The sequence below is a fragment of the Algoriphagus sp. Y33 genome (assembly GCF_014838715.1).
GTDB lineage: Bacteria > Bacteroidota > Bacteroidia > Cytophagales > Cyclobacteriaceae > Algoriphagus.
Map to the genome: position 1 here is coordinate 1 of NZ_CP061947.1, position 19,979 is coordinate 19,979.

General features: G+C 42.1%; 13 protein-coding genes. 6 read left to right on the forward strand and 7 right to left on the reverse strand.

Annotated elements, in window-relative coordinates; genetic code table 11:
* On the forward strand, nucleotides 1-1,419 hold the full coding sequence (gene dnaA, locus ID165_RS00005; RefSeq protein ID WP_192348375.1) for a chromosomal replication initiator protein DnaA: 1,419 nt from the start codon (nucleotides 1-3) through the stop codon (nucleotides 1,417-1,419).
* 224 nt (nucleotides 1,420-1,643) lie between these two features.
* On the opposite strand, the gene ID165_RS00010 is transcribed toward dnaA, so the two are convergent.
* The 3 genes from ID165_RS00010 to ID165_RS00020 all read right to left on the reverse strand — a co-directional run bounded on the left by ID165_RS00010 (nucleotide 1,644) and on the right by ID165_RS00020 (nucleotide 7,018).
* A complete protein-coding gene (locus ID165_RS00010; protein WP_192348376.1) occupies nucleotides 1,644-2,060 on the reverse strand; it encodes a nucleotidyltransferase substrate binding protein in 417 nt (138 codons plus the stop codon).
* Between the two features lie 280 nt (nucleotides 2,061-2,340).
* Nucleotides 2,341-3,783, reverse strand: a complete 1,443-nt coding sequence (locus tag ID165_RS00015; protein WP_192348377.1) for a SusD/RagB family nutrient-binding outer membrane lipoprotein — start codon at nucleotides 3,781-3,783, stop codon at nucleotides 2,341-2,343.
* A gap of 10 nt (nucleotides 3,784-3,793) precedes the next feature.
* Nucleotides 3,794-7,018: a SusC/RagA family TonB-linked outer membrane protein gene (locus ID165_RS00020; RefSeq protein WP_192348378.1), complete on the reverse strand. Its 3,225-nt coding sequence runs from the start codon at nucleotides 7,016-7,018 to the stop codon at nucleotides 3,794-3,796.
* Nucleotides 7,019-8,363: 1,345 nt separating this feature from the next.
* On the opposite strand from ID165_RS00020, the gene ID165_RS00025 reads away from it, so the two are divergent.
* The gene (locus tag ID165_RS00025) at nucleotides 8,364-9,239 is read left to right on the forward strand and encodes a T9SS type A sorting domain-containing protein (protein WP_192348379.1); all 876 of its coding nucleotides are present in this window, start codon (nucleotides 8,364-8,366) and stop codon (nucleotides 9,237-9,239) included.
* Nucleotides 9,240-9,446: 207 nt separating this feature from the next.
* Here the strand turns inward: ID165_RS00025 and ID165_RS00030 are convergent, their stop codons facing one another.
* Complete coding sequence (locus ID165_RS00030) at nucleotides 9,447-10,898, reverse strand: trypsin-like peptidase domain-containing protein (RefSeq protein ID WP_192348380.1); 1,452 nt, start codon at nucleotides 10,896-10,898, stop codon at nucleotides 9,447-9,449.
* Nucleotides 10,899-11,297: 399 nt separating this feature from the next.
* Between ID165_RS00030 and ID165_RS00035 the strand changes: the two genes are divergently transcribed.
* Together ID165_RS00035 and rseP are read left to right on the forward strand one after the other, a co-directional pair.
* Nucleotides 11,298-12,464, forward strand: a complete 1,167-nt coding sequence (locus tag ID165_RS00035) for a 1-deoxy-D-xylulose-5-phosphate reductoisomerase (protein ID WP_192348381.1) — start codon at nucleotides 11,298-11,300, stop codon at nucleotides 12,462-12,464.
* Nucleotides 12,464-13,786, forward strand: coding sequence for an RIP metalloprotease RseP (gene rseP, locus ID165_RS00040; protein ID WP_192348382.1), 1,323 nt, complete (start codon nucleotides 12,464-12,466; stop codon nucleotides 13,784-13,786). Before ID165_RS00035 ends, rseP begins: the two co-directional genes overlap by 1 nt.
* 280 nt (nucleotides 13,787-14,066) lie before the next feature.
* Here the strand turns inward: rseP and ID165_RS00045 are convergent, their stop codons facing one another.
* On the reverse strand, nucleotides 14,067-15,872 hold the full coding sequence (locus tag ID165_RS00045; RefSeq protein WP_192348383.1) for a hypothetical protein: 1,806 nt from the start codon (nucleotides 15,870-15,872) through the stop codon (nucleotides 14,067-14,069).
* A gap of 402 nt (nucleotides 15,873-16,274) precedes the next feature.
* Between ID165_RS00045 and ID165_RS00050 the strand changes: the two genes are divergently transcribed.
* Nucleotides 16,275-17,870, forward strand: a complete 1,596-nt coding sequence (locus ID165_RS00050) for an acyl-CoA carboxylase subunit beta (protein ID WP_370539770.1) — start codon at nucleotides 16,275-16,277, stop codon at nucleotides 17,868-17,870.
* Between the two features lie 57 nt (nucleotides 17,871-17,927).
* A complete protein-coding gene (locus tag ID165_RS00055; RefSeq protein WP_192348385.1) occupies nucleotides 17,928-18,773 on the forward strand; it encodes a transglutaminase-like domain-containing protein in 846 nt (281 codons plus the stop codon).
* Here ID165_RS00055 and ID165_RS00060 read toward each other — a convergent pair.
* Nucleotides 18,767-19,345: a redoxin domain-containing protein gene (locus tag ID165_RS00060; RefSeq protein ID WP_192348386.1), complete on the reverse strand. Its 579-nt coding sequence runs from the start codon at nucleotides 19,343-19,345 to the stop codon at nucleotides 18,767-18,769. The genes ID165_RS00055 and ID165_RS00060 overlap by 7 nt on opposite strands.
* A complete protein-coding gene (locus ID165_RS00065; protein ID WP_192348387.1) occupies nucleotides 19,346-19,975 on the reverse strand; it encodes a 4'-phosphopantetheinyl transferase superfamily protein in 630 nt (209 codons plus the stop codon).
* Nucleotides 19,976-19,979: the final 4 nt, after the last annotated feature.

Here is a 19,979-nt window from a genome sequence, read left to right on the forward strand (position 1 = left end):
ATGAGTTCAGAAGCTAGCGCCGTTTGGAATGAATGTTTACGTGTTATCGAACAGCACGTCAATGAGCAGAGCTTTTCAACTTGGTTTAAGCCCATTAATCCCGTCAAACTTGAAGGTACTTCGCTGACCATTCAGGTTCCGAGTCAATTCTTCTACGAATGGCTGGAGGATAATTATGTACAGGAATTAAAGATTGCCATTAAAACCACTTTGGGGCAGAGCGGAAGATTGGAATATGCTGTGGTAGTAGATCGGGGAAACTCATCGAATCAGCCTTACGTGGTTTCGTTTCCTCAGGGAAATACAGGGAATAAGAAATCTCAAGCTCCTGTAGAACCTGATAAGACCCCTTTTGAGATGAAGTCGCTTAATGCGGAAGCATTGACGAATAGTAATCTCAATCCTACGTATACTTTTACCACTTATATAGAGGGAGATTGTAACAGACTGGCGAGATCAGCAGGTTTTGCTGTAGCGACAAAGCCTGGAATTACTTCTTTTAACCCCCTGATGGTCTATGGTGGAGTAGGGTTGGGCAAAACTCACCTTGTCCAGGCAATCGGTAACGAGATCAAAAATGGTCCTGAAGACAAATTTGTGTTGTATGTTTCTTCGGAGAAATTCGTAAATCAATTCATGGATTCCATCAAGGATGGAAATGTGAAAAGCTTTACCAATTTCTACATGCAAGTGGATGTTTTGATAATTGATGATATTCAATTTTTGGCTGGAAAGGACAGAACTCAGGAAATGTTTTTCCATATTTTTAATCACCTTCATCAAAGTAAGAAGCAAATCATTATGACTTCGGATTGTCCACCTAGGGATCTGAAAGGCTTAGAGGAGCGACTGCTTTCCCGATTCAAATGGGGATTGACGGCTGATTTGCAAATGCCTGATTTTGAGACTAGAGTGGCGATTATTCGTAGGAAAATGCAATCTGAGGGCATTATAATTCCTGACGATGTGGTAGAATACCTTGCTTACACAGTAGACACCAATGTCCGTGAATTGGAAGGAATTCTTATTTCACTTATTGCGCATGCTTCTTTAAACCGTGTAGAAATCAGCTTGGAACTTGCAAAGACTGTGATGAAGAATATCATCAAGGATATAGAAACGGAAGTTGGAGTTGATTTTATTCAAAAGACTGTTTCGGAATATTATGGAATTGCACTTGATGATCTCAAGGCGAAAACGCGTAAAAAAGAAATAGTAACTGCTCGTCAGGTGGCTATGTATTTTTGCAAAGAATTCACCAACCATTCTTTAAAATCAATAGGTTACCATTTTGGTGGAAGGGACCACTCTACAGTGATTCACGCGGTACAAACGGTGAATGATATCATGGAGACGGATAATTCATTCCGAAATGCTGTGCTGGAATTGAAGAAAAAGTTTAAGATGAGGTCTTATTGATACATCCGATTATCCTCGATTATATAATTGGCTATTTTCTCTTCGCTTTACCCGGACGGAAGACCGAAGACAGGTGACCGAAGTAGTGTAAATTTAGAGTTAAGCTTTTTTTAGCTTGTCCTAACTTCAAACTAGCTTTAAATCAGGTTGATAATATTTTTTTTCTACAGCCTTTTTCTACTTACTTATCACAAAAGTTACTGTTGACTTACCTTGGGTAAGTTCTATTCATTCAATTTTTTGCCCATGGTGTCTTCGAATCGCAGTAGCAGTCTGATGTACTTCTTTTTGATGTTTTCCAAGAATTTCTCCTGAGTGTCAATAGGATAAACAGGGTTGTATTGAATTCTGTCTATGACGATGTCCAGCCACGCTTTTCCGTCATCGATTAGGTCTGCATGAAAAGCTTCCACTGTCAAATCTCTTGAACCCGAGAAAGGGCCTTTTCCGAGCTGTATTAGATACTTGGTAATTACAGTCAGTGCCAATTCGTGAGTTTTTTCAAAATGCCTCAAGAGATCTCTTGATTGCGCTTCGTTCAACTTTCCGTTTTTTGCACGACTTCCATAGTCAGTGAGGTCAGCCAATGCAACGCTGAATTCTTCCAGACAGTTTTCGCAGGATTTTGTGACGGTTTTCATGGGGTAGCTGTGTATGATCTGTGAGAGTTAAAATAACAAAATTTGATGAATAAATTCTATTGTTAAAAAAATAGAATGCTAGGCCGGGTCTGGGCTTACATAATTAGCTCAAGTAAACCTTATACATTACAGAGTCATAAGATCAGGTAAATCAACTTGATTGACCAAGTTTAAAAGAAGAAAAAAGCCGGCTTTTTTAAGCCGGCTTTTTAAAATTAACCGTTTATGTTTTTTTAATACAATTTCGGAACTAACTCATTTTTTGGTGTAAGATTTACTATTAATTGCCTTTCCACCATAATGGAGTATCAGAACTATCTCCTCCAATAGCAGCGGCAGCAGAAGATCTGTTGGCCCCGTTCAGAGTTTGTTCGTTGATAGGGTAAATCAATCTTTGAGGAATGACTAGAGCACCAGCTCCTTCAATTGCAGGTGGCTGTAAATTTGGGGCATCTAGCCTTCTCCATTCTAACCATGCATCATAACCTCTATTGTATAAGGCAATCCATTTTTGGGTTCCAATAACATTTTTCCAGTCACCCGCTGCACTACCATAAGCCACAGTGGGTTGAGCCAGATAAGCAACAGCTTCTGCGGAAGTCCCTCCCCAATATGTGATGGAAGCAGTAATAGCATTACTGTAGTGCGATTCAGCAGTTCCTCCTACGGCAAATCCTCTTTCCAGAGCTTCTGCCAATAAGAAACTAACTTCGGAATAGTCGAGCAACAGACCTTCATTGGTAGGATCTGCCACTTTCGCACTCACTGTAGAGAAGGCAGAGTAGCTATTAGGGTAGCCATATCTTCCTCCAATGTATTCTCCATTTACCAGAGAGAAATACTGCGCTCTCCTTGGATCACTCAGTTCGTTCATGGCATCAACCAAAGTGCTGGCAGCCACGTAATCTTCCCTTGCCGTAAATGGACCTTTTACAGCGTTAGAAACCGGGTTGTTGTTCGGCTGAGAAGTTAAATAAGGGAAAGTAGCGTTATCAGCATTGCTTGTAAACACATTAGGAGCAGCTGCCTCCACCAGTGTTTTGGCCTGTGACGGATCCACGTCCGCAATGACCATGGCCAACTTCAACTTGAGGGAATTACCAAACTTTACCCATTTTTCCATATCTCCTTCATATAGTAGATCTCCTCCAGCATAACCTGCGGCTGCGGGAGTAATCAAGCTCAACGCGTTGTTCAAACGTCCCAAGATCGTATTATAGGTAGTTTGAGCATCATCATACACAGGTAGAGAATTTTCTGGATCGAGTGCTTCAGTGTAAGGAACATCTCCGAAAGTATTTAACAGAACAGACCAAGCATATACTTCCATGATCTCGATTTGAGCCAATTGATTATTCTTTACACTTTCGAGTGTGACGTTATCTTCCATCAGAAGTCTCTTGGACTCCTTGAGATCCATTAAGACATCGCGGTAAAGACTTTGCCACATATTCTGTGGAATAAGTCTGGAGGTCATATTATACCTTGGCTCATCCAAATATTGGGTGGATGTCCAGTGCTGAACGTAGAACCTGTAGTTATTAGAGTTAACACTCGCTGAAGTCAGCGCATCCGTCAGATTCTTAACTGCCCCGGTAAACAATGTTACGTGCGGGACATTTGTTGCATTTTTTTGATCTAGATTATAGTCATCCAGACCACTGACGCATGAAGATGCGACAAGGAGGGATGAGCACAATAGATTTACAATTATTTTTTTCATTTCTGTGATTTTAGAAATTTAATTTCACGTTAAACCCATAATTCCTCATAGCTGGATAGGCACCACTTTGATAGCCTCTTCCGGCATTTCCGGAACTCAAGCCTTCTTCAGGATCAGAATACTTCATGTTTTTATGGATGATCCATAGGTTACGGCCTACCAACTGTAAGTCGACTCCTTTGATCGCACTGTTGTTTCCAAATAGCGACTTAGGTAAAGAATAAGATAGGATAAGCTCTCTCAGTTTGACATAGCTACCGTCATATACATACCATGCCCTCGGAGCCCCAATATAGTTGTTAGCGGCATATCCAAATGGAGTAAGTCCATCTCCGTCCTGATTTTCGGCATAGATGTCGTTAGGCGTGCCATCTGCTTTTACCCCAGGCAACAATATTCCCCCACCTTCAGAAACAGGAAGTCGAGAAGGATTACCTCTGTCATTTAAGCCTGCGGATTCGGGATAAAGTCCTGTCGCTTCACCGTACCACTGGTCAAGCGACCATACGTCACCGCCCTTACGGATATCGATTAGGAAGGCAAGGGATACCCCCTTGTAAGTAAAAGTATTGTTGATACCTCCCAACCAGTCGGGGTTAGGATCCCCAATGATCGTACTGGCATTTCCATCTACCATATAATAGCCGTTCTCATCGACAGTTCTTTCTCCATTGGTGTATACAAAGTCATTACCCCGGATTACACCGTAAGGCTGTCCAACAGCAGCATTGACAGATACCCCGCCCTGAAAGGATGCCAAAGGAATATTGTCCACTTGGTTATCCCCCTCACCGTACAGGCTGATCACCTCGTTTCGGTTGCGGGAAAAGTTAAGTCGAAGATCCCAAGTGAAATTGTTGGTCTGGATAGGTGTAACGTAGGCACTTACTTCTATACCTTTATTTTTCATTTCACCTGCGTTCACATATCTTCGGGTGTAACCTGAAGCAGAGGTAACGTTCACAGGTAAGATTTGGTCGATTGTGCTCGACTCATACACTGTGAAGTCAAATCCAAACAAGCTATTGAAGAAATCCATTTCCAGACCGGCCTCAAAGCTCTTCTGTCTTTCTGGCTTCAAACTGGAGTTATTCTTAGTGTTTGGAAGCGAAAAAATCGGAATAGAGCCAAAGCCGGTAGGCTTGTCATAGATATCATAGATACTCAATGGATCAGCATCATTACCTACCTCGGCGTAATTTGCTCTGATTTTACCGTGGGAAATCCATGAAACGCTTTTAAAGGCATCCGTAAGTACGTAGTTTGCACCTACTGCAGGGTAGAAATAGGTATTGTCTCCATCTGGCAGTGTAGTGGATTTATCTTGGCGAGCTGACAATTCAAGGAAAAGCTTCTCCTTGTAGCCAAAGTTGGCATTGGCAAACACACCATCAACACCTCTTCGGAAATACTCCTCTTGTGGTGGATTAATAGGATTGACGGAGTTAGACAGTGAATACAGCCCGGGAACGACAAGTCCGCCATTGGTACTTGCGCGTATTGAGCTGGTCTCTTCTCTACGTATATTACCTCCCAGGAGACCGTTAAAGGAGAAGCTTTCGGAAATATTCTTGTTGAAGCTCAACATCAAATCATAGTTGGATTCCTTATGTTCCCTATTGTATCTGGCGTATTGACTTACGGCAGTACTTCCCACGGCCAATCGCTCTTCCTGCATATCCGTGGTGGAGTTCAGGGTAGTTCTACCCATGATGCTCATCCAATCGGTAAGTTTGTAATTGAGCATGACATAGCCATAGATATTGTCCCTTTCGTCATTGGAGTAATTTTCCCAAGCTGACCAATAAGGATTGTCAGAATAGATGGGGCCTGTATTGGAAGCATTCCAGTTCCAGGTTTCATTCTGCCGATTTCTGAGGTAGGCGGCCTCCTGTTCTTTGATGTCCACGTTGGTCTGCCACCATTGTCTAAAAGTCTGGTTAGGATTTCTACCATTGTATCCTGTTCCATATCTGCCCATACCCTTGGTGTTGGTGTAGTTTGCTGAAGCACTCACTGTCAGCTTCTCGGTAGCATTATAAGAAGCAGTGAAGTTGATCATGTTCTTATCAATGTTACTGTTTGGAAGGTTACCTTTAATGTCGTTTCTGGTGTAGCCAAGGTTAAAGGTAGTCTCATCTCCACCTCCGCTTATGGTTATACTCTGATTAGAATTTAAGCCTGTCTCGTAAAATGTACTCGGATCATTTGCAGCCGGAAGCCAAGCCCGGGTTTTACCAAAGTTAGGAGAGGTCGGGTCGATTGCATCCCATTGATAAACCTGCAAGTTTGGATCAAAGGCAGGTCCGTAGGATGCATCATCCTGAAACCTTACGACCGGTGCTACCCCACTGCCCAGATCCTGGGAAGTCCTGAATCCTGGGAAATAACCTGCACCATATTCCTTCTGGTATTCTACAAAAGTGCTCTTATCAATGCTGCTCCAGATGACACCACTGTTTACAGCGATATTCATGCTGTTCTTTTTACCTTTCTTGGTTGTAATCATAATCACACCATTTGCTGCCCGTGAACCATACAAGGCTGTCGCAGCAGCCCCTTTCAGTACATTGACAGACTCAATGTTGTCAGGGTTGATGTCAGCCGCGGCATTTCCGTAATCCACTCCTACACCACCGGCTTGCTGGCCAGCGGTATTGTTGTTTGCATTACTTACAGGAACACCATCGATTACAAACAAGGCCTGATTATTTCCCGAAATAGAGGAATAACCACGGATGACAACATTGGTGGATCCTCCCATGGTATTGTTGGTACGGATGTCCAACCCGGCAACTTTGCCAGAAAGCGTGCTCACAAAATCCGCTGATCTAGCCCTTGATACCTGATCTCCTTTCACCTCTTGGGCAGAATAGGCGAGTTCATTTCTGTTTCTTACGACCCCTAAGGCCGTTACTACCACTTCCGACAATTCCGCAGCATCATAGTCCAATATAACATCGATGACGGTCCGACCACCCACCGGTACTTCTTGGGTAGCCATGCCTATAAACGAGAAGACCAAAACTTCTCCTTCGGCCGGCAAGCTTATGGAATACTTGCCTTCCAAATCTGTCACGGCACCTACATTGGTGCCTTTTACCAGGATACTTACACCGGGGATCAGACTCCCGTCCTCGGCAGAAGTAACCTTTCCTGTCACTGATGTAGTTTGAGCAAAAGAATATTGCAAAAACATACATAGTAAGAAGGTTAATAGTACACTTTTTTTCATTATGCAATTGATTTAAATTAGACCGAAATATAAAGAATATTTCATAAAAAAATTATGATTCATTAACATATTGGTTTTATCCTGAATTTTTTGGTTCTAATCTGGGTTTAATGGAATCGCTGCCCTGAATCAAAAAGATGTTTGAGAAGAATCTTTGCGAAAAAAATCAACTAATTGGAGCAAGATTGGGTAGAAGAGCAGGCCGGTATGCTTTTGAGAGAGGAATCACTGAAATTAATAAATTCCAATCCAAGAAATACAAGTAACTTCTCACTTTCTCAAAATTGCCATCAGTGATTCTACTGATTTTTTCTCTGCCAGTTACTTCTAAGGGTCTCTCTTCGCCAGCCGTAAATAAGGAAAGAATGGTACCGAATTTCATCAATAATCTTTTCAGACTTATCCGCCCCTATTCCGGAAAGCCATTCAGCATATGGACTTTTGTGCTAGAAACGGGATTTTTCTCCATAACAGGTCTGGGATAAAACCGATGTTCCTCCACCCATAACCCACAAGTCACCTCCTACTAAATAAAGACTACGCTGTTGCCAATACCTTAGGTGGACAGTATGCAGTAGACGTTGGTGTACTAAATGTACCAGAGGATTCCCTGTCTTCCTGTGCATACAGATACTGTTTAGAAAATGGAAGTAGATACATCGGGATGTCTTATCAGTCTTTCCGATGGAGCAGAACTAAGGTTGACCATCGCAAGATAATTTACACCTTCCATTTTATCAGGGATCAATGATTTGGTGCTGACGAAAGAAGAACTTGATCCAGCTGCCCCGGATCTTCTGCCTGTCTTACTTTAGAATTCAGAGAATTTCATTGAGCGGGATCAAACTCAATCTTTTGATTGGAAATCCTCAGATGTGGATGATGAATATGTGGTTTAGGTAGCTGAGCTAACAAAGGATGGCACCTCGCAACAGTTGTATGAACCTTTGTCAATCTTACCAATATCCATTCGTCGATTTTAAAGATTGCACCGCCTTGGAGTAGGAATTTGAAGTTAGGGATGCTCCTGAAAATGAATTTTCAGGAGCTTAATTTTTTATGCACTTGATTTACAAATCATTGCTTTTCATTAAATAAAAATAATTCATAGTTATGATTGCTGGAGGAATTTTGCTATATTTTAAATGTGTATCTGAACTTACGAACTTTGAATTAATGCTGGAGGTTCAAATTTAGCAATTCCCTTTTTTTAGACGGTTTCAGGGAATTTTTTCAGTAAAGAGCCAGGCATAATTCTAGTATGGGCATTCATGCGGATATACGTAATATTTTATTCATGTACTTCGTGTTTCTATATTATTTATCATTTTAACTAGCCCTAATTATGAAAAATTTAATGTACAAGGTTATTTTCGCTTTGTTTTTACTCGTGCCGGTTATATCAAGTTTTTCGCAGACCTGTGTGATTTCTGGACATAGCGATATAAATGTAAATCAGACTAAAACTTATTCAACATCTGCCACTTCAGGTGCAGGTTATTTTTGGTCAACAACCGGTGGGTTGACAATTGTAGGTTCAAATACCGGAACTAGTGTGTCAGTTAAAGGTGTTTCTAGTGGACTTGGCCAAGTTTGTGTCACAAAGTACAAAGCGGGCTCAGAACCTTGTTGTGAATGCATTCCTGTTGATTGTAGGGCATGCCCATCTGCTCCGACAATTTTTGAAGGTACTTGTGGTGGATACCCATCAGTTCATCCTCACTGGAGATATGGTTTGCTTGAATCAGTATCTTCAGGATCAGGTACTTATAGTTGGTCTGGAACTAATTTTGTATTTGATACCCCTACTAATCAAGAGTGGGTCACTGGAAGGCCTACTGCGAGTGGGAATTTCACCATTACGTGTACCGTTACGTATAATTGTACCCCTTCAGGAAGTGTGACTTATAATGTTTCGAAAACAATTCATACCAGCGATTGTATATCACCATTTGATATGCAGATGTCTGTTGTTTATCCTAACCCTGTAACTTCTTCCGCAACTGTAAAATATGTTTTGCCTGAGGAAGGGGATGTCAATGCTATAATTATGTCTGACCTAGGGGAAAAGGTAGCTGTTTTGATTTCATCAGAACATCAGGATAAAGGGGAGTATGAAATGTTGATATCTGAGGATAACTTTCAAAAAAATGGAGTCTATATATTGAATATATATCTGAACAATGAAATGATATCACAGCAAAAAATAATAAAGGAATAAGAATGTCCTATGAGGGAAATTAGGTAGGGTGATGGAAGTTTATTCTGCCAAGAGACTAACTGTTTTTTTGCATTAAAATTCAGGTGATGGCTACATTCCTCTAGTCTTTGACGAAATTTTAGAAAGAAGTTCCAATAATTTTTAAACAGTAATGGCCTATCCTGAAATTTTTGGGATAGGCCATTACTATACTGATGTTTTTTTTATCTACCTCACATTATAACTCTGCATAAATGGCTGTCCGTTGGATGCGACGCCCTCGAGAAGTAGCCTTCCGCTGAATTTCTCTAAATATGCGCCTACTTTATTGGGATCCTTTGCAGGGTCTCCGTTGACCTGGGTGATTATAAATCCTTCTCTTAATCCCAGTTCTCTTAAATAGCCCCGGGTCAACCCTGTGATTTTGATTCCGTAATTGACACCAAACTTGTCTTTCTCAATCGTATTGACCGCTTCCAGTCTTGCTCCCAAAATACCGGAACTGTAGAATTCCCTTTTGATTACCCCATTGCCTCCCTCAAGGTTCTGGAGTTGCAGATCGGCTGTTTTTGCCGAACCATTTCTGAGGTAGCTTACAGAAAGTTGATCGCCTGGGTAATAATAGGAAATTGCCTCTTCAAAACTCCCTTTTCCTGTTATTGCCTGAGATCCGAGTTTGGTGATCACATCATTACGTTTCAATCCGGCTCTTTCAGCTGCTCCATCCTTGATTACGTGGGTGACGATCACGCCATCAAGTGTCTGTATGTTCATTTCTTCTGCCAATTCCGGGGTGATTTCGACAGCTTCAATTCCCGGAATGGCCTTTTGAACTTCGCCGTATTGAATCAAATCATTTGATACCTTCATCGCAATATCCACAGGTACTGCAAATCCATATCCCGTATATGAGCCGGTTCTGGATAAAATTGCAGTATTTATCCCTACCAGTTCTCCATTCACGTTTACCAAAGCTCCTCCTGAGTTACCGGGATTAATAGGAGCGTCTGTCTGTATAAAGCTTTCCAACGGGAAATCCCCTCCCAGAATATTGATTTGACGCTCTTTAGCAGACACGATTCCGGCTGTGACAGTTGAGGTTAGGTTGAATGGATTTCCCACAGCCAATACCCATTCACCGATTTTTAAGTCACGACTACTGCCACGCTTGATCGCCGGAAGTCCTGTTTCTTCGATTTTCAAAACTGCGATATCGGTATTTTTGTCTGTGCCTACAAGCTTCGCCTTGTAGGTTCTTTTCTTATGCACGACTTCAATAGTTTCTGCTCTGTCTATCACGTGGTTGTTGGTCACGATGTAGCCATCTCTGGAGATAATTACTCCCGATCCTGTGCTTACTTGCTGAGAAGGGGCTCCGCCACCTCCGAAGAAATAATCAAACATGCTATACCTTCTCGGATCCGTTCCGGAAAAGTTCTTGATGAATACGACTGATTCTGTACTGTTTTCAGATGCCTCTACAAATGAAATAGGAGCCTCAGCGGTAGAACGTACACTTTCTGAAGGTCTATATTGCGAAGCAAAAGTTACTTCGGTTTGATTTTTAGGAAAGAAATCATCTTGATGCGCTGCTTCACTAAAATTGATTGTAGTCCAAACCGCAGCTCCTGCTAAGCCTGCGAGAAAGGAAACTCCTGTTGTTTTGAATAGACTGTTCATAGGCGGATCGTTTATCAAGTTGACGAAAGTGAAGATTTACAGTTGAGTAAATTCACATTTTTTAAGCTCCGAAAAGAGGTGTCATTTAGTTTAAAGCTTTATTATTTTGCATTGATTGCTTTTGTGCCACTAAAGAGGTAAAACTATATCATCAGAAACTGCTAAGAACTCGACAGAAGGTGTTAGTCTCCCGTCATCCCCGAAGGGGGCTTCTGACTTGAGAAGCAAAGAAACTAGAGGCACTGGCATCTTTGTTGATAATTACATTTAAATATTGTGCCATTTGGCAAAAACTGACGATTTGTACGAGGAAAAGTCTGAGCATCTTGTAATTTTGTCAGCTAGTGAGACAACTCCCCAAATCTTAAGGGTTTTAATTACTCAGCAATTTTAAATTTAATGACAGAACCCAAACGCGTAGCCATCCTGGGCAGCACCGGAAGTATTGGTACTCAAACCCTAGCCGTAATTCGTCAGCATCCAGAAGATTTTATTGTAGAGGTTCTTACTGCGCAGAATAATGCGGATTTATTGATCGCGCAGGCACTGGAATTTATTCCAAATGCAGTGGTGATCGGAAATGAAAGTCTTTATACAAAAGTGCGCGACGCCTTAATTCCAAAGGACATTAAGGTGTATGCCGGTATCAGGGCGATTTCCCAAGTGGTGGAAATGGATACGATCGATGTGGTATTGACAGCATTGGTTGGTTATTCTGGCTTGATCCCTACGGTTAATGCCATTAAAGCAGGAAAGCAAATTGCACTTGCCAACAAGGAAACTCTGGTGGTAGCAGGGGAAATAATCACTGCCTTGGCCAAAGAGAACCGGGTCAATATCTACCCTGTTGACTCGGAGCATTCGGCAATTTTCCAATGTTTAATCGGTGAATTTCACAATCCTATAGAAAAAATCATTCTCACTGCTTCTGGAGGGCCATTTAGAGGGAAGGATAGAGATTTTTTAGAGGCTGTCACCCGAGAACAGGCTCTCAAGCATCCCAATTGGGAAATGGGAGCAAAAATTACCATTGACTCGGCTTCTTTGATGAACAAGGGGTTGGAAGTGATCGAAGCTAAATGGCTTTTTGGCTTGAGAACTGAGCAAATAGACGTAGTGGTACATCCGCAGAGTATTATTCATTCTATGGTGCAGTTTGAAGATGGATCGATTAAAGCACAACTCGGATTACCTGATATGCGTATCCCAATTCAGTTTGCCCTAAGCTTTCCAGACCGGCTGAAAAGTGATTTCGAAAGATTTGATTTCATGAATTACCCTCAATTGACCTTCGAGCAACCTGATTTAAAGACTTTCAAAAACCTTCAATTGGCGTACGATGCCCTTGCACAAGGCGGCAACTCGCCTTGTGTGTTGAATGCTGCCAATGAAATAGCTGTGGCTGCTTTCTTGAATAAAGAAGTGGGTTTTCTGGAAATGTCTGATTTGATTGGCGAAACTCTCGAAAAAGCTGAGTTTATTGCACATCCTAATTTGGATGATTATGTGGAGACGGATATGAGGGCAAGGGAAATTACTAAAGAACTAATAACGAATAAAGTATAATGGATACCTTAATTATGGTGGGCCAATTACTCCTGGGATTATCAATTCTGGTGGGTTTACACGAACTGGGTCACTTGCTTACCGCCAAGATGTTTGGCATGAGAGTAGAAAAGTTTTCAATTGGATTTCCTCCGAAAATTGCCGGTTTCCAGTGGGGAGAGACGGAGTATTCCATAGGAGCTATACCATTGGGGGGCTTTGTGAAGATTTCCGGAATGGTGGACGAATCCATGGATTCTGAGCAAATGGCAGGAGAACCCCAGCCTTGGGAATTCCGCTCTAAACCTGCTTGGCAGCGTCTGATTGTGATGCTTGGCGGTATTATCGTCAATGTGGTAACAGGGATTATCATCTTTGTGATTTTAGTCTATAATAATGGTGAGACGTATTTCTCCCGTGACCAAGTCGTAGAAAACGGTATTGTAGCATTAGAAATAGGTGAGTCAATTGGGTTAAAAACCGGAGATAAGATTTTGGATGTCAATGGAGAGCCATATCAATCCCTAGGTGATTTAACGGCAGGATCAGCGTTACTTAGCGAAAATGGCTATTACACAGTAGACCGTGACGGAGAGATTATTAAAGTGGATATACCTAGAGGGTTTATCAACTCTTTTAACAGCAAGGAAGCAATCAATAGCTTCGTGGATATCCGATATCCTTTCGAGTTGCGGAAGATAGATAAGGGAGGGGCGGCAGATGAGGCAGGTATCACAGTAGAAGATAAGATACTTTCAATAAACGGTCAGCAGATTACTTACTTTGATGAGCTTCAATCGGAATTGGCAAAAGCCAAAAGTCAAGAAGCGGATATTGAACTATTGACTAGCGGAAATGATACTATTCACAAAATGGTGGCTGTCACTGAGCGAGGTACGATAGACATAGCTGTAACCCCTATGATCGAGATGGTACAGCGAAAGTATGGCTTTTCAGAGTCGATTAAGAAAGGTACTAACAAGGCTTTTACGGTGGTCATAGTAAATGCCAAAGCAATGGGCAAGATGTTTACTGGTGAAGTATCCACCAAAAATGTAAGTGGTCCTATCGGTATGGCAAAAATATACGGGGATACCTGGAACTGGACGAAATTCTGGACAATCACCGGTTTGATCTCTATGATTTTGGCATTTATGAATTTGCTTCCAATTCCGGCTTTGGACGGGGGGCATGTGATTTTCCTGCTTTATGAGATGATTTCCGGGCGGGCACCTTCAGATGGATTCTTGGAAAATGCCCAGAAGGTAGGAATGGTAATCCTGCTGGCTCTGATGGTTTTTGCGATCGGGAACGATGTGCTTAAGCTATTTACGGGAGATTAAAGCTGAAAAAGGATATGACAAAAAAGCCGGGATAGCCCGGCTTTTTTGTTGATCTATTAATAAAACAAAGAGCCGTCCAGTTAATTGACACCGAAATATACATTAGCAATTCTACGCCACGGCGCACAAGTTATTTCGGGTTCTAATTTATTCAAAATCAGCTACTTCGTTTCTGTTTTCGCCTTCACCATATCCTCCGCGGCGGACTCAGCCTCCAAACAGCCTGATTTTCTTGCAATTGAAACCTAATGTTGAAATAAAAGGCACATGAGTAATTACATTAGACTACTTCTGCTTTTAACCGTACACTGAAAGACTCTATTTCTTTTTTAAGGCTTTGAAACTGTTCTTTCATTTTTAGTAAAATATCTTCAGAATCCAGTTGTACGGAGTTGATCATTTTCTGGTAATAGCCGACTCCGTCTATCAAATTGCTTCTGAATTTATCCAAGTAGGCTTCCTTTTTGGCTGCTTTCTCAGTGATTTTGGTTTCAAATTCCTTTTTCAAATAAGCCACGTAGAGCTGCAATTCCTTGACAAATACATGGGGCCTTTCCAAGTCTACATTTAAGGAAAACTTTCCGTAGATATGGTCTGCCATTTCTTTGAGTGTGAAAGTGCCTTTGAAATAGGCCAGGTTTGGTCCTGGACAAATGGTGACTGCAGTTAGATTTCGGCGTGGTGTTTCTCCTGCTGCCAAAATTGCCGGAGCGCTTAATCCCTCGCAAAGACAATCTTTGGCCAGTACATTGTCCACTTCTTCAGACGCAAGTGCGACTGAATCAAATTGCTTGGCTTTAAGGCCTTGATATTGTCTGGATGCAGTACAAATCGGTTGTTCTGTGAACTCGGTATTGTTGGAAAGAAACTTCTTGTAGCAAGGACTTCCTGCCCGGTTTTTTTCGATTCTTGCCAGGCGTTGCTCTTCTCCAGAGGATATTCGTAGATTGTTGAAAGGTACTCCAAGAGGGGAAGCATGACTAAGGTAGAAATCGGATTTTTTGGCTTTGAGTAAACGCTCCAAGGTGTCATCATCCACGGATGTAGCTTCCGGTACAAGGAGAAATGGACTCCCCCAGCCTGTTCCGTCAAGCTCATAGTACGCCCGCAAGAAGCTGTCTTCTGTGGCTGTTCCGATTCCGCCTTGGTAAGTTATCTTGAAAGTGGGCCTTTCTGAAAGCGTTTTGAACCCTTTGTTCTCCAGTGATTTTTGGCATGTTTCATAAAGCGTTTGAAAAAGTTCGTTTCTATTGTTTTTGAATTCTTCCAAAATTGGCCCGATAAGGAATCCATCAGTGGCAAAGGCATGGCCTCCGCAATTCAGCCCAGACTCAATTCTGAATTCTGAGATCCAAAGCCCCTTCTTAGCCAAGAATTTTCCCTGGATTAAGGCAGATCTGTAATCACTCACTTTTAAAATAATTCCTTTTGGAAGCTCTCCGAATTGGTTTGGGTAAAATTCTGAAAATTGCTCAGCATAACTGTACAGAGCAGGATTCATTCCTGCCGAGAAGACCACAGATCCATTTACGTTACTCTTGGCAAATCCACGTAGTGCAGATAAGGCATCTGAATATTCTCTGGGCAATTGATTGCCTTCCTTATCACTGTTGAGCTTGTCCACCTTTGTCATGATGTTCACATCTATGGCACCCATACTCAACTTGGATTTTAACTCCTCATTGGGCTGAAATTTTTCTGAATTCGAAGCTCCTTCTAGTTTTTGAGCCCACTTCAGAAGTGGGGCATTTTCAGGAAGTAGATCCAGATATTTTCTGAGCTCAGTGTTAGTTGCCCAATCTTCATTTATCAATTTATTGAATTGTTCCTCTACTATGGATTGGGTCAAATTCAGGTAAGCGGTGACCCGTTTTGCCCGATAATCTTCTTCTGTATCCGCAATTGAAACAAATTCGCGCACATATTTTTTTGAGTAGATTTTCCGCATATCCTCCAGCAGGTAATCATCCATGATGGAAATCACGCTGGAAATGCCATATTTGGCAACTTTAATCGGAGTATCTACAGTATATCCTAATCCCATGACAGGAATATGAAAGCTATGTGCCGTGATGTGCTGTGACATATGTATAAGGGAAGATTTAAGTTGTTAAGAAAAAGTAAAACTAGACCCAATTGCTGTCGCTTTGCCTGTCAGAACTCAGTATTTAGGCTGACTTTCGTCAGGTTTTTGTGGTTTAAACTAAGACTGGATTACTTGTCGGGTCGCAGAGGGTTCAGGTTTTCTATTATCTCTTAGAGTAACAGCCACTGAACACACCATCCCCAATATAGAATTAATGACTAATTGTTTTTCGCCTTCCATTTTAGCAGTGGGATGAAGTTTATTTTCATTCAGATCTGCCAAGACCTAATTCATGAATGTTTTTTAACTTGAAGATTAAACTAAACTTGTGAAGAATGAGTTTTTAAACTTTAAACCCAAATTTGACTAATGACGCCAATTAACAAAACCCCAAATCCAGGCATGGACGATTTGCTTCAAGAACTACAAGCAAGATATAAACAGGTAAAACTGGGAGGAGGTATCAAAAGAATAGAAAAGGAGCATGAAAAAGGGAAGCTCACTGCCCGTGAGCGGATCGATTATTTGTGTGATGATCATACGGATTTTCTAGAAGTTGGGGCATTTGTAGCCGATGGCATGTATGAAGAAGAGGGTGGGTGTCCTTCCGGCGGAGTGGTGACTGGGATAGGTTACGTGAGCGGAAGAATGTGCATGATCGTTGCCAATGATGCTACGGTGAAGGCTGGTGCCTGGTTTCCTATGACTGCCAAGAAGAATCTCCGTGCTCAGGAAATCGCAATGGAAAATCAAATCCCTGTGATCTACCTAGTCGATAGTGCGGGTGTTTTTCTCCCTATGCAAAATGAGATTTTCCCAGACAAGGAGCATTTCGGTCGTCAATTCCGAAACAACGCAAAAATGTCTGCCATGGGAATTGTGCAAGTAGCTGCGATTATGGGGAGTTGTGTGGCAGGCGGTGCTTATCTGCCCATCATGTCGGATGAGGCGATGATCGTGGATAAGACGGGTTCTATTTTTCTTGCAGGTTCCTATTTGGTGAAGTCAGCCATCGGTGAGACCATTGACAACGAAACGCTGGGAGGGGCGACCACACATTGCGAAATCTCTGGCGTGACAGACAACAAATACGATACAGATAAGGATTGCTTGGATGCGATCCGCAAGGTTTTTGATAAAATAGGGCATAATCCCACTGCGGGTTTTGACCGAGCCGAATCACAAAAACCAGGACTGGAGGGAGGAGAGCTTATTGCCTCGTTTCCAATCGATCGAGTGAAACCCTATGATATGCTTCAGATTGTGAAGGGGTTGGTGGATGCAGGTGATTTCGATGAATACAAGGAAGAATATGGCAAAACGCTGATCTGTGGAACTGGCAGAATCGAAGGTTGGGCAGTGGGAATAGTGGCAAATCAACGTAAAATAGTCAAAACAGCCAAAGGAGAAATGCAGATGGGCGGAGTGATATATTCTGATTCTGCTGATAAAGCAGCCCGGTTTATCATGAATTGCAACCAGCGCAAAATACCTTTGGTATTCTTGCAGGACGTGAGCGGATTTATGGTAGGAAGCAAAGCGGAGCATGGAGGCATCATTAAGGATGGAGCTAAAATGGTAAATGCAATGGCTAATTCCGTTGTGCCAAAATTCACCTTCATCTTGGGCAATAGCTATGGGGCGGGGAACTACGCAATGTGCGGGAAAGCCTATGATCCAAGGCTGATCTATTCTTGGCCTACAGCCCAGATGGCAGTGATGTCAGGAGCGGCTGCGGCAAACACCCTGCTTCAGATCAAGGTAGCGGGATTGAAAAAGAAGGGACAGGAGATTTCTTCCGGGGATGAAAAGGCTTTGCTAGAAGAAATCACTTCGAAATACAACCAAGAATTGAGCCCATATTATGCTGCGTCCAGACTTTGGGTGGATGGGGTGATTGATCCAAGGGAAACCCGAAAAGTGATCAGTATGGGGATAGAAGCGGCAAATCATGCTCCGATTACGGAAAGATTTAATGTAGGGGTGATCCAGACTTAAGGCAATTTTCAGTATATTATTTAACAGCTTTATTCCATTATCCGTAGCCTTTTGACTATGAGTGAATTGACACCTGAAGAATTAAATGCCTTGGTCTCCCTCTTGGATGACACCGACCGTGAAGTGAGAATGCATGTGCGGGATCGAATTATTTCTCTTGGGAATGAAATTATTCCTTTTCTGGAAAAAAAGTGGGAGAATAGCTTTAACCCTGCTATACAGAAAGAGATAGAGGAATTGGTACACGAACTTCAATTTTCTCTGCTGAAAGCTAGGCTCACTGACTGGAGAGATACTGATGATCGGGATTTGCTGACAGGGCTATGGATCATCAATACCTATCAGTATCCAGATTTGGAATATAGCAAGCTGAACGCCGAAATGCACCAGATATACTTTGATGTCTGGACTGCTTTCAAAAACGACCTGACTCCATATGAACAGGTTCGTGCGATCAATAATGTATTGTTCAATACCCTTCGCTTCTCTGCAAATACCAAGAATTTCCATTCGCCGGCCAACAGCATGTTGTCGTCTGTACTGGACTCCAAACGTGGCAATCCGTTGACTTTATGCGCTATCTATCTGCTAGTAGCAAAGAAATTAGGATTACCAATCTATGGGGTAAATCTTCCAAACCTGTTTGTGCTCACCTATAAGTCCTCAGATGTCACCTTCTATATCAATGCCTTCAATAAGGGATTGATTTTTAGCAGAACAGATATTTTTAATTACCTGGAGCAGTTAAAGATAGGACCAAAAGAGGAATACTTCGAACCCTGTGCTCATCTACAGATCATGCTGAGGATGTTTAGGAATTTGGAGAATTCCTTCGAGAAGTTAGGCGAGACTGATAAAATGCAAGAAATTCAAGAGTTAATCGGACTGCTGAACACTCAATAGATTCGGACATTACAACCTACAGCTCTGGCTTGTGGAGGATTTGGAGCTTCTCCCTTTAAGATAGAATCCATTGCTCTATCCAGATAGTGCACAGACACAGCACTTTCAGCTTGTGGATTATTGTCTAGGGCACCCCTATAGCTAATAGTAGCTCCTTCTGTTGCCGGGGTCAGTAGTATGACTTCGGGGATTTTTGTGATTTTATAGAATTTGCTCAAGGTCTGTTTATCGTCAATCAGGTACGGTGTGTTGATGCCGGATTGATCGATATAGCTTCGCAAAGTTGTTTTGTCTTCCTCATTAGTTCCGGCTTCGGGGTTTACCAGCATGAATGTAAAGCCTTGGCTTTGGTATTTGTTTCGCAAAGTTATTAAGCGCGATTCATACATTTTGGCAAAGGGACAGTCCAAACTATGGAAAATCAACAGCAACCCTCTGCCTTTCACCTGTGACTGAAGATTAACGGCTTTACCGGTGACTGCATCGGTGAGACTGATGTCTTGCAGGCTTTGGGCAGATAGCGAGAAAAAGGAGATCAGGAGCAGGATAAGAAATAAGCTTAATTTTTTCATTTACCAAATGGTGTAAGTGAGCACTACATCCGAGATCACCCGAACTTGTACTGAGTAATGATGATCGGTAAAATCAGTCCCCCTGACCTTGCCTTTAATTATTCCAGTCTTCGAATCAAACGGATCCAGCAATATGTTTTCCCTAAAGGAGACTCCCCGCTTTCCCTGACATTTAAAGATAGACTCTTTAGCCGACCATGCCATGGTGTAGTGAAGGGGATCTTTTTCCAAAAAGTCTAATTCAGAGGTGTCTAGAAACCGAAATCCAATTCTTAGTATTTTCTCCCGGATCAAATCCATATCTATTCCTACGGGATTGTCCCGATGATAAATTGCTCCGGCGTAGCCCATCGTATGCGACAGTGACATGTATCCATGACCGTTCATTGCTTGGGATTTGCCATGTTCATCCTTGAAAAAACCCGGATAGGGTACATGCAACACCTTCAGAGCATCCCGGATAGCCATACGGGCAGTGGCCCATTCCCGCTTCTTTTCCTGATGGGAAATATTTGCATAAGCCAGTTTTTCTCTAAAGCTGAGAAAATCCAGCTCATTTTCATCCTGAGTTTCGATTATCTTGATGGCCAAAGCCGAGGAAGAATCTATTTTTTCTATTTTTGTTTGCATAGGC

Bases quoted from the DNA above. Each gene is read 5' to 3' on its own strand.
- ID165_RS00065 (WP_192348387.1), bottom strand. From the start codon at position 19,975: ATGCAAACAAAAATAGAAAAAATAGATTCTTCCTCGGCTTTGGCCATC.
- ID165_RS00055 (WP_192348385.1), top strand. From the start codon at position 17,928: ATGAGTGAATTGACACCTGAAGAATTAAATGCCTTGGTCTCCCTCTTG.
- ID165_RS00025 (WP_192348379.1), top strand. From the start codon at position 8,364: ATGAAAAATTTAATGTACAAGGTTATTTTCGCTTTGTTTTTACTCGTG.
- ID165_RS00020 (WP_192348378.1), bottom strand. From the start codon at position 7,018: ATGAAAAAAAGTGTACTATTAACCTTCTTACTATGTATGTTTTTGCAA.
- ID165_RS00050 (WP_370539770.1), top strand. From the start codon at position 16,275: ATGGACGATTTGCTTCAAGAACTACAAGCAAGATATAAACAGGTAAAA.
- ID165_RS00015 (WP_192348377.1), bottom strand. From the start codon at position 3,783: ATGAAAAAAATAATTGTAAATCTATTGTGCTCATCCCTCCTTGTCGCA.
- ID165_RS00060 (WP_192348386.1), bottom strand. From the start codon at position 19,345: ATGAAAAAATTAAGCTTATTTCTTATCCTGCTCCTGATCTCCTTTTTC.
- ID165_RS00030 (WP_192348380.1), bottom strand. From the start codon at position 10,898: ATGAACAGTCTATTCAAAACAACAGGAGTTTCCTTTCTCGCAGGCTTA.
- dnaA (WP_192348375.1), top strand. From the start codon at position 1: ATGAGTTCAGAAGCTAGCGCCGTTTGGAATGAATGTTTACGTGTTATC.
- ID165_RS00010 (WP_192348376.1), bottom strand. From the start codon at position 2,060: ATGAAAACCGTCACAAAATCCTGCGAAAACTGTCTGGAAGAATTCAGC.
- ID165_RS00045 (WP_192348383.1), bottom strand. From the start codon at position 15,872: ATGTCACAGCACATCACGGCACATAGCTTTCATATTCCTGTCATGGGA.
- rseP (WP_192348382.1), top strand. From the start codon at position 12,464: ATGGATACCTTAATTATGGTGGGCCAATTACTCCTGGGATTATCAATT.
- ID165_RS00035 (WP_192348381.1), top strand. From the start codon at position 11,298: ATGACAGAACCCAAACGCGTAGCCATCCTGGGCAGCACCGGAAGTATT.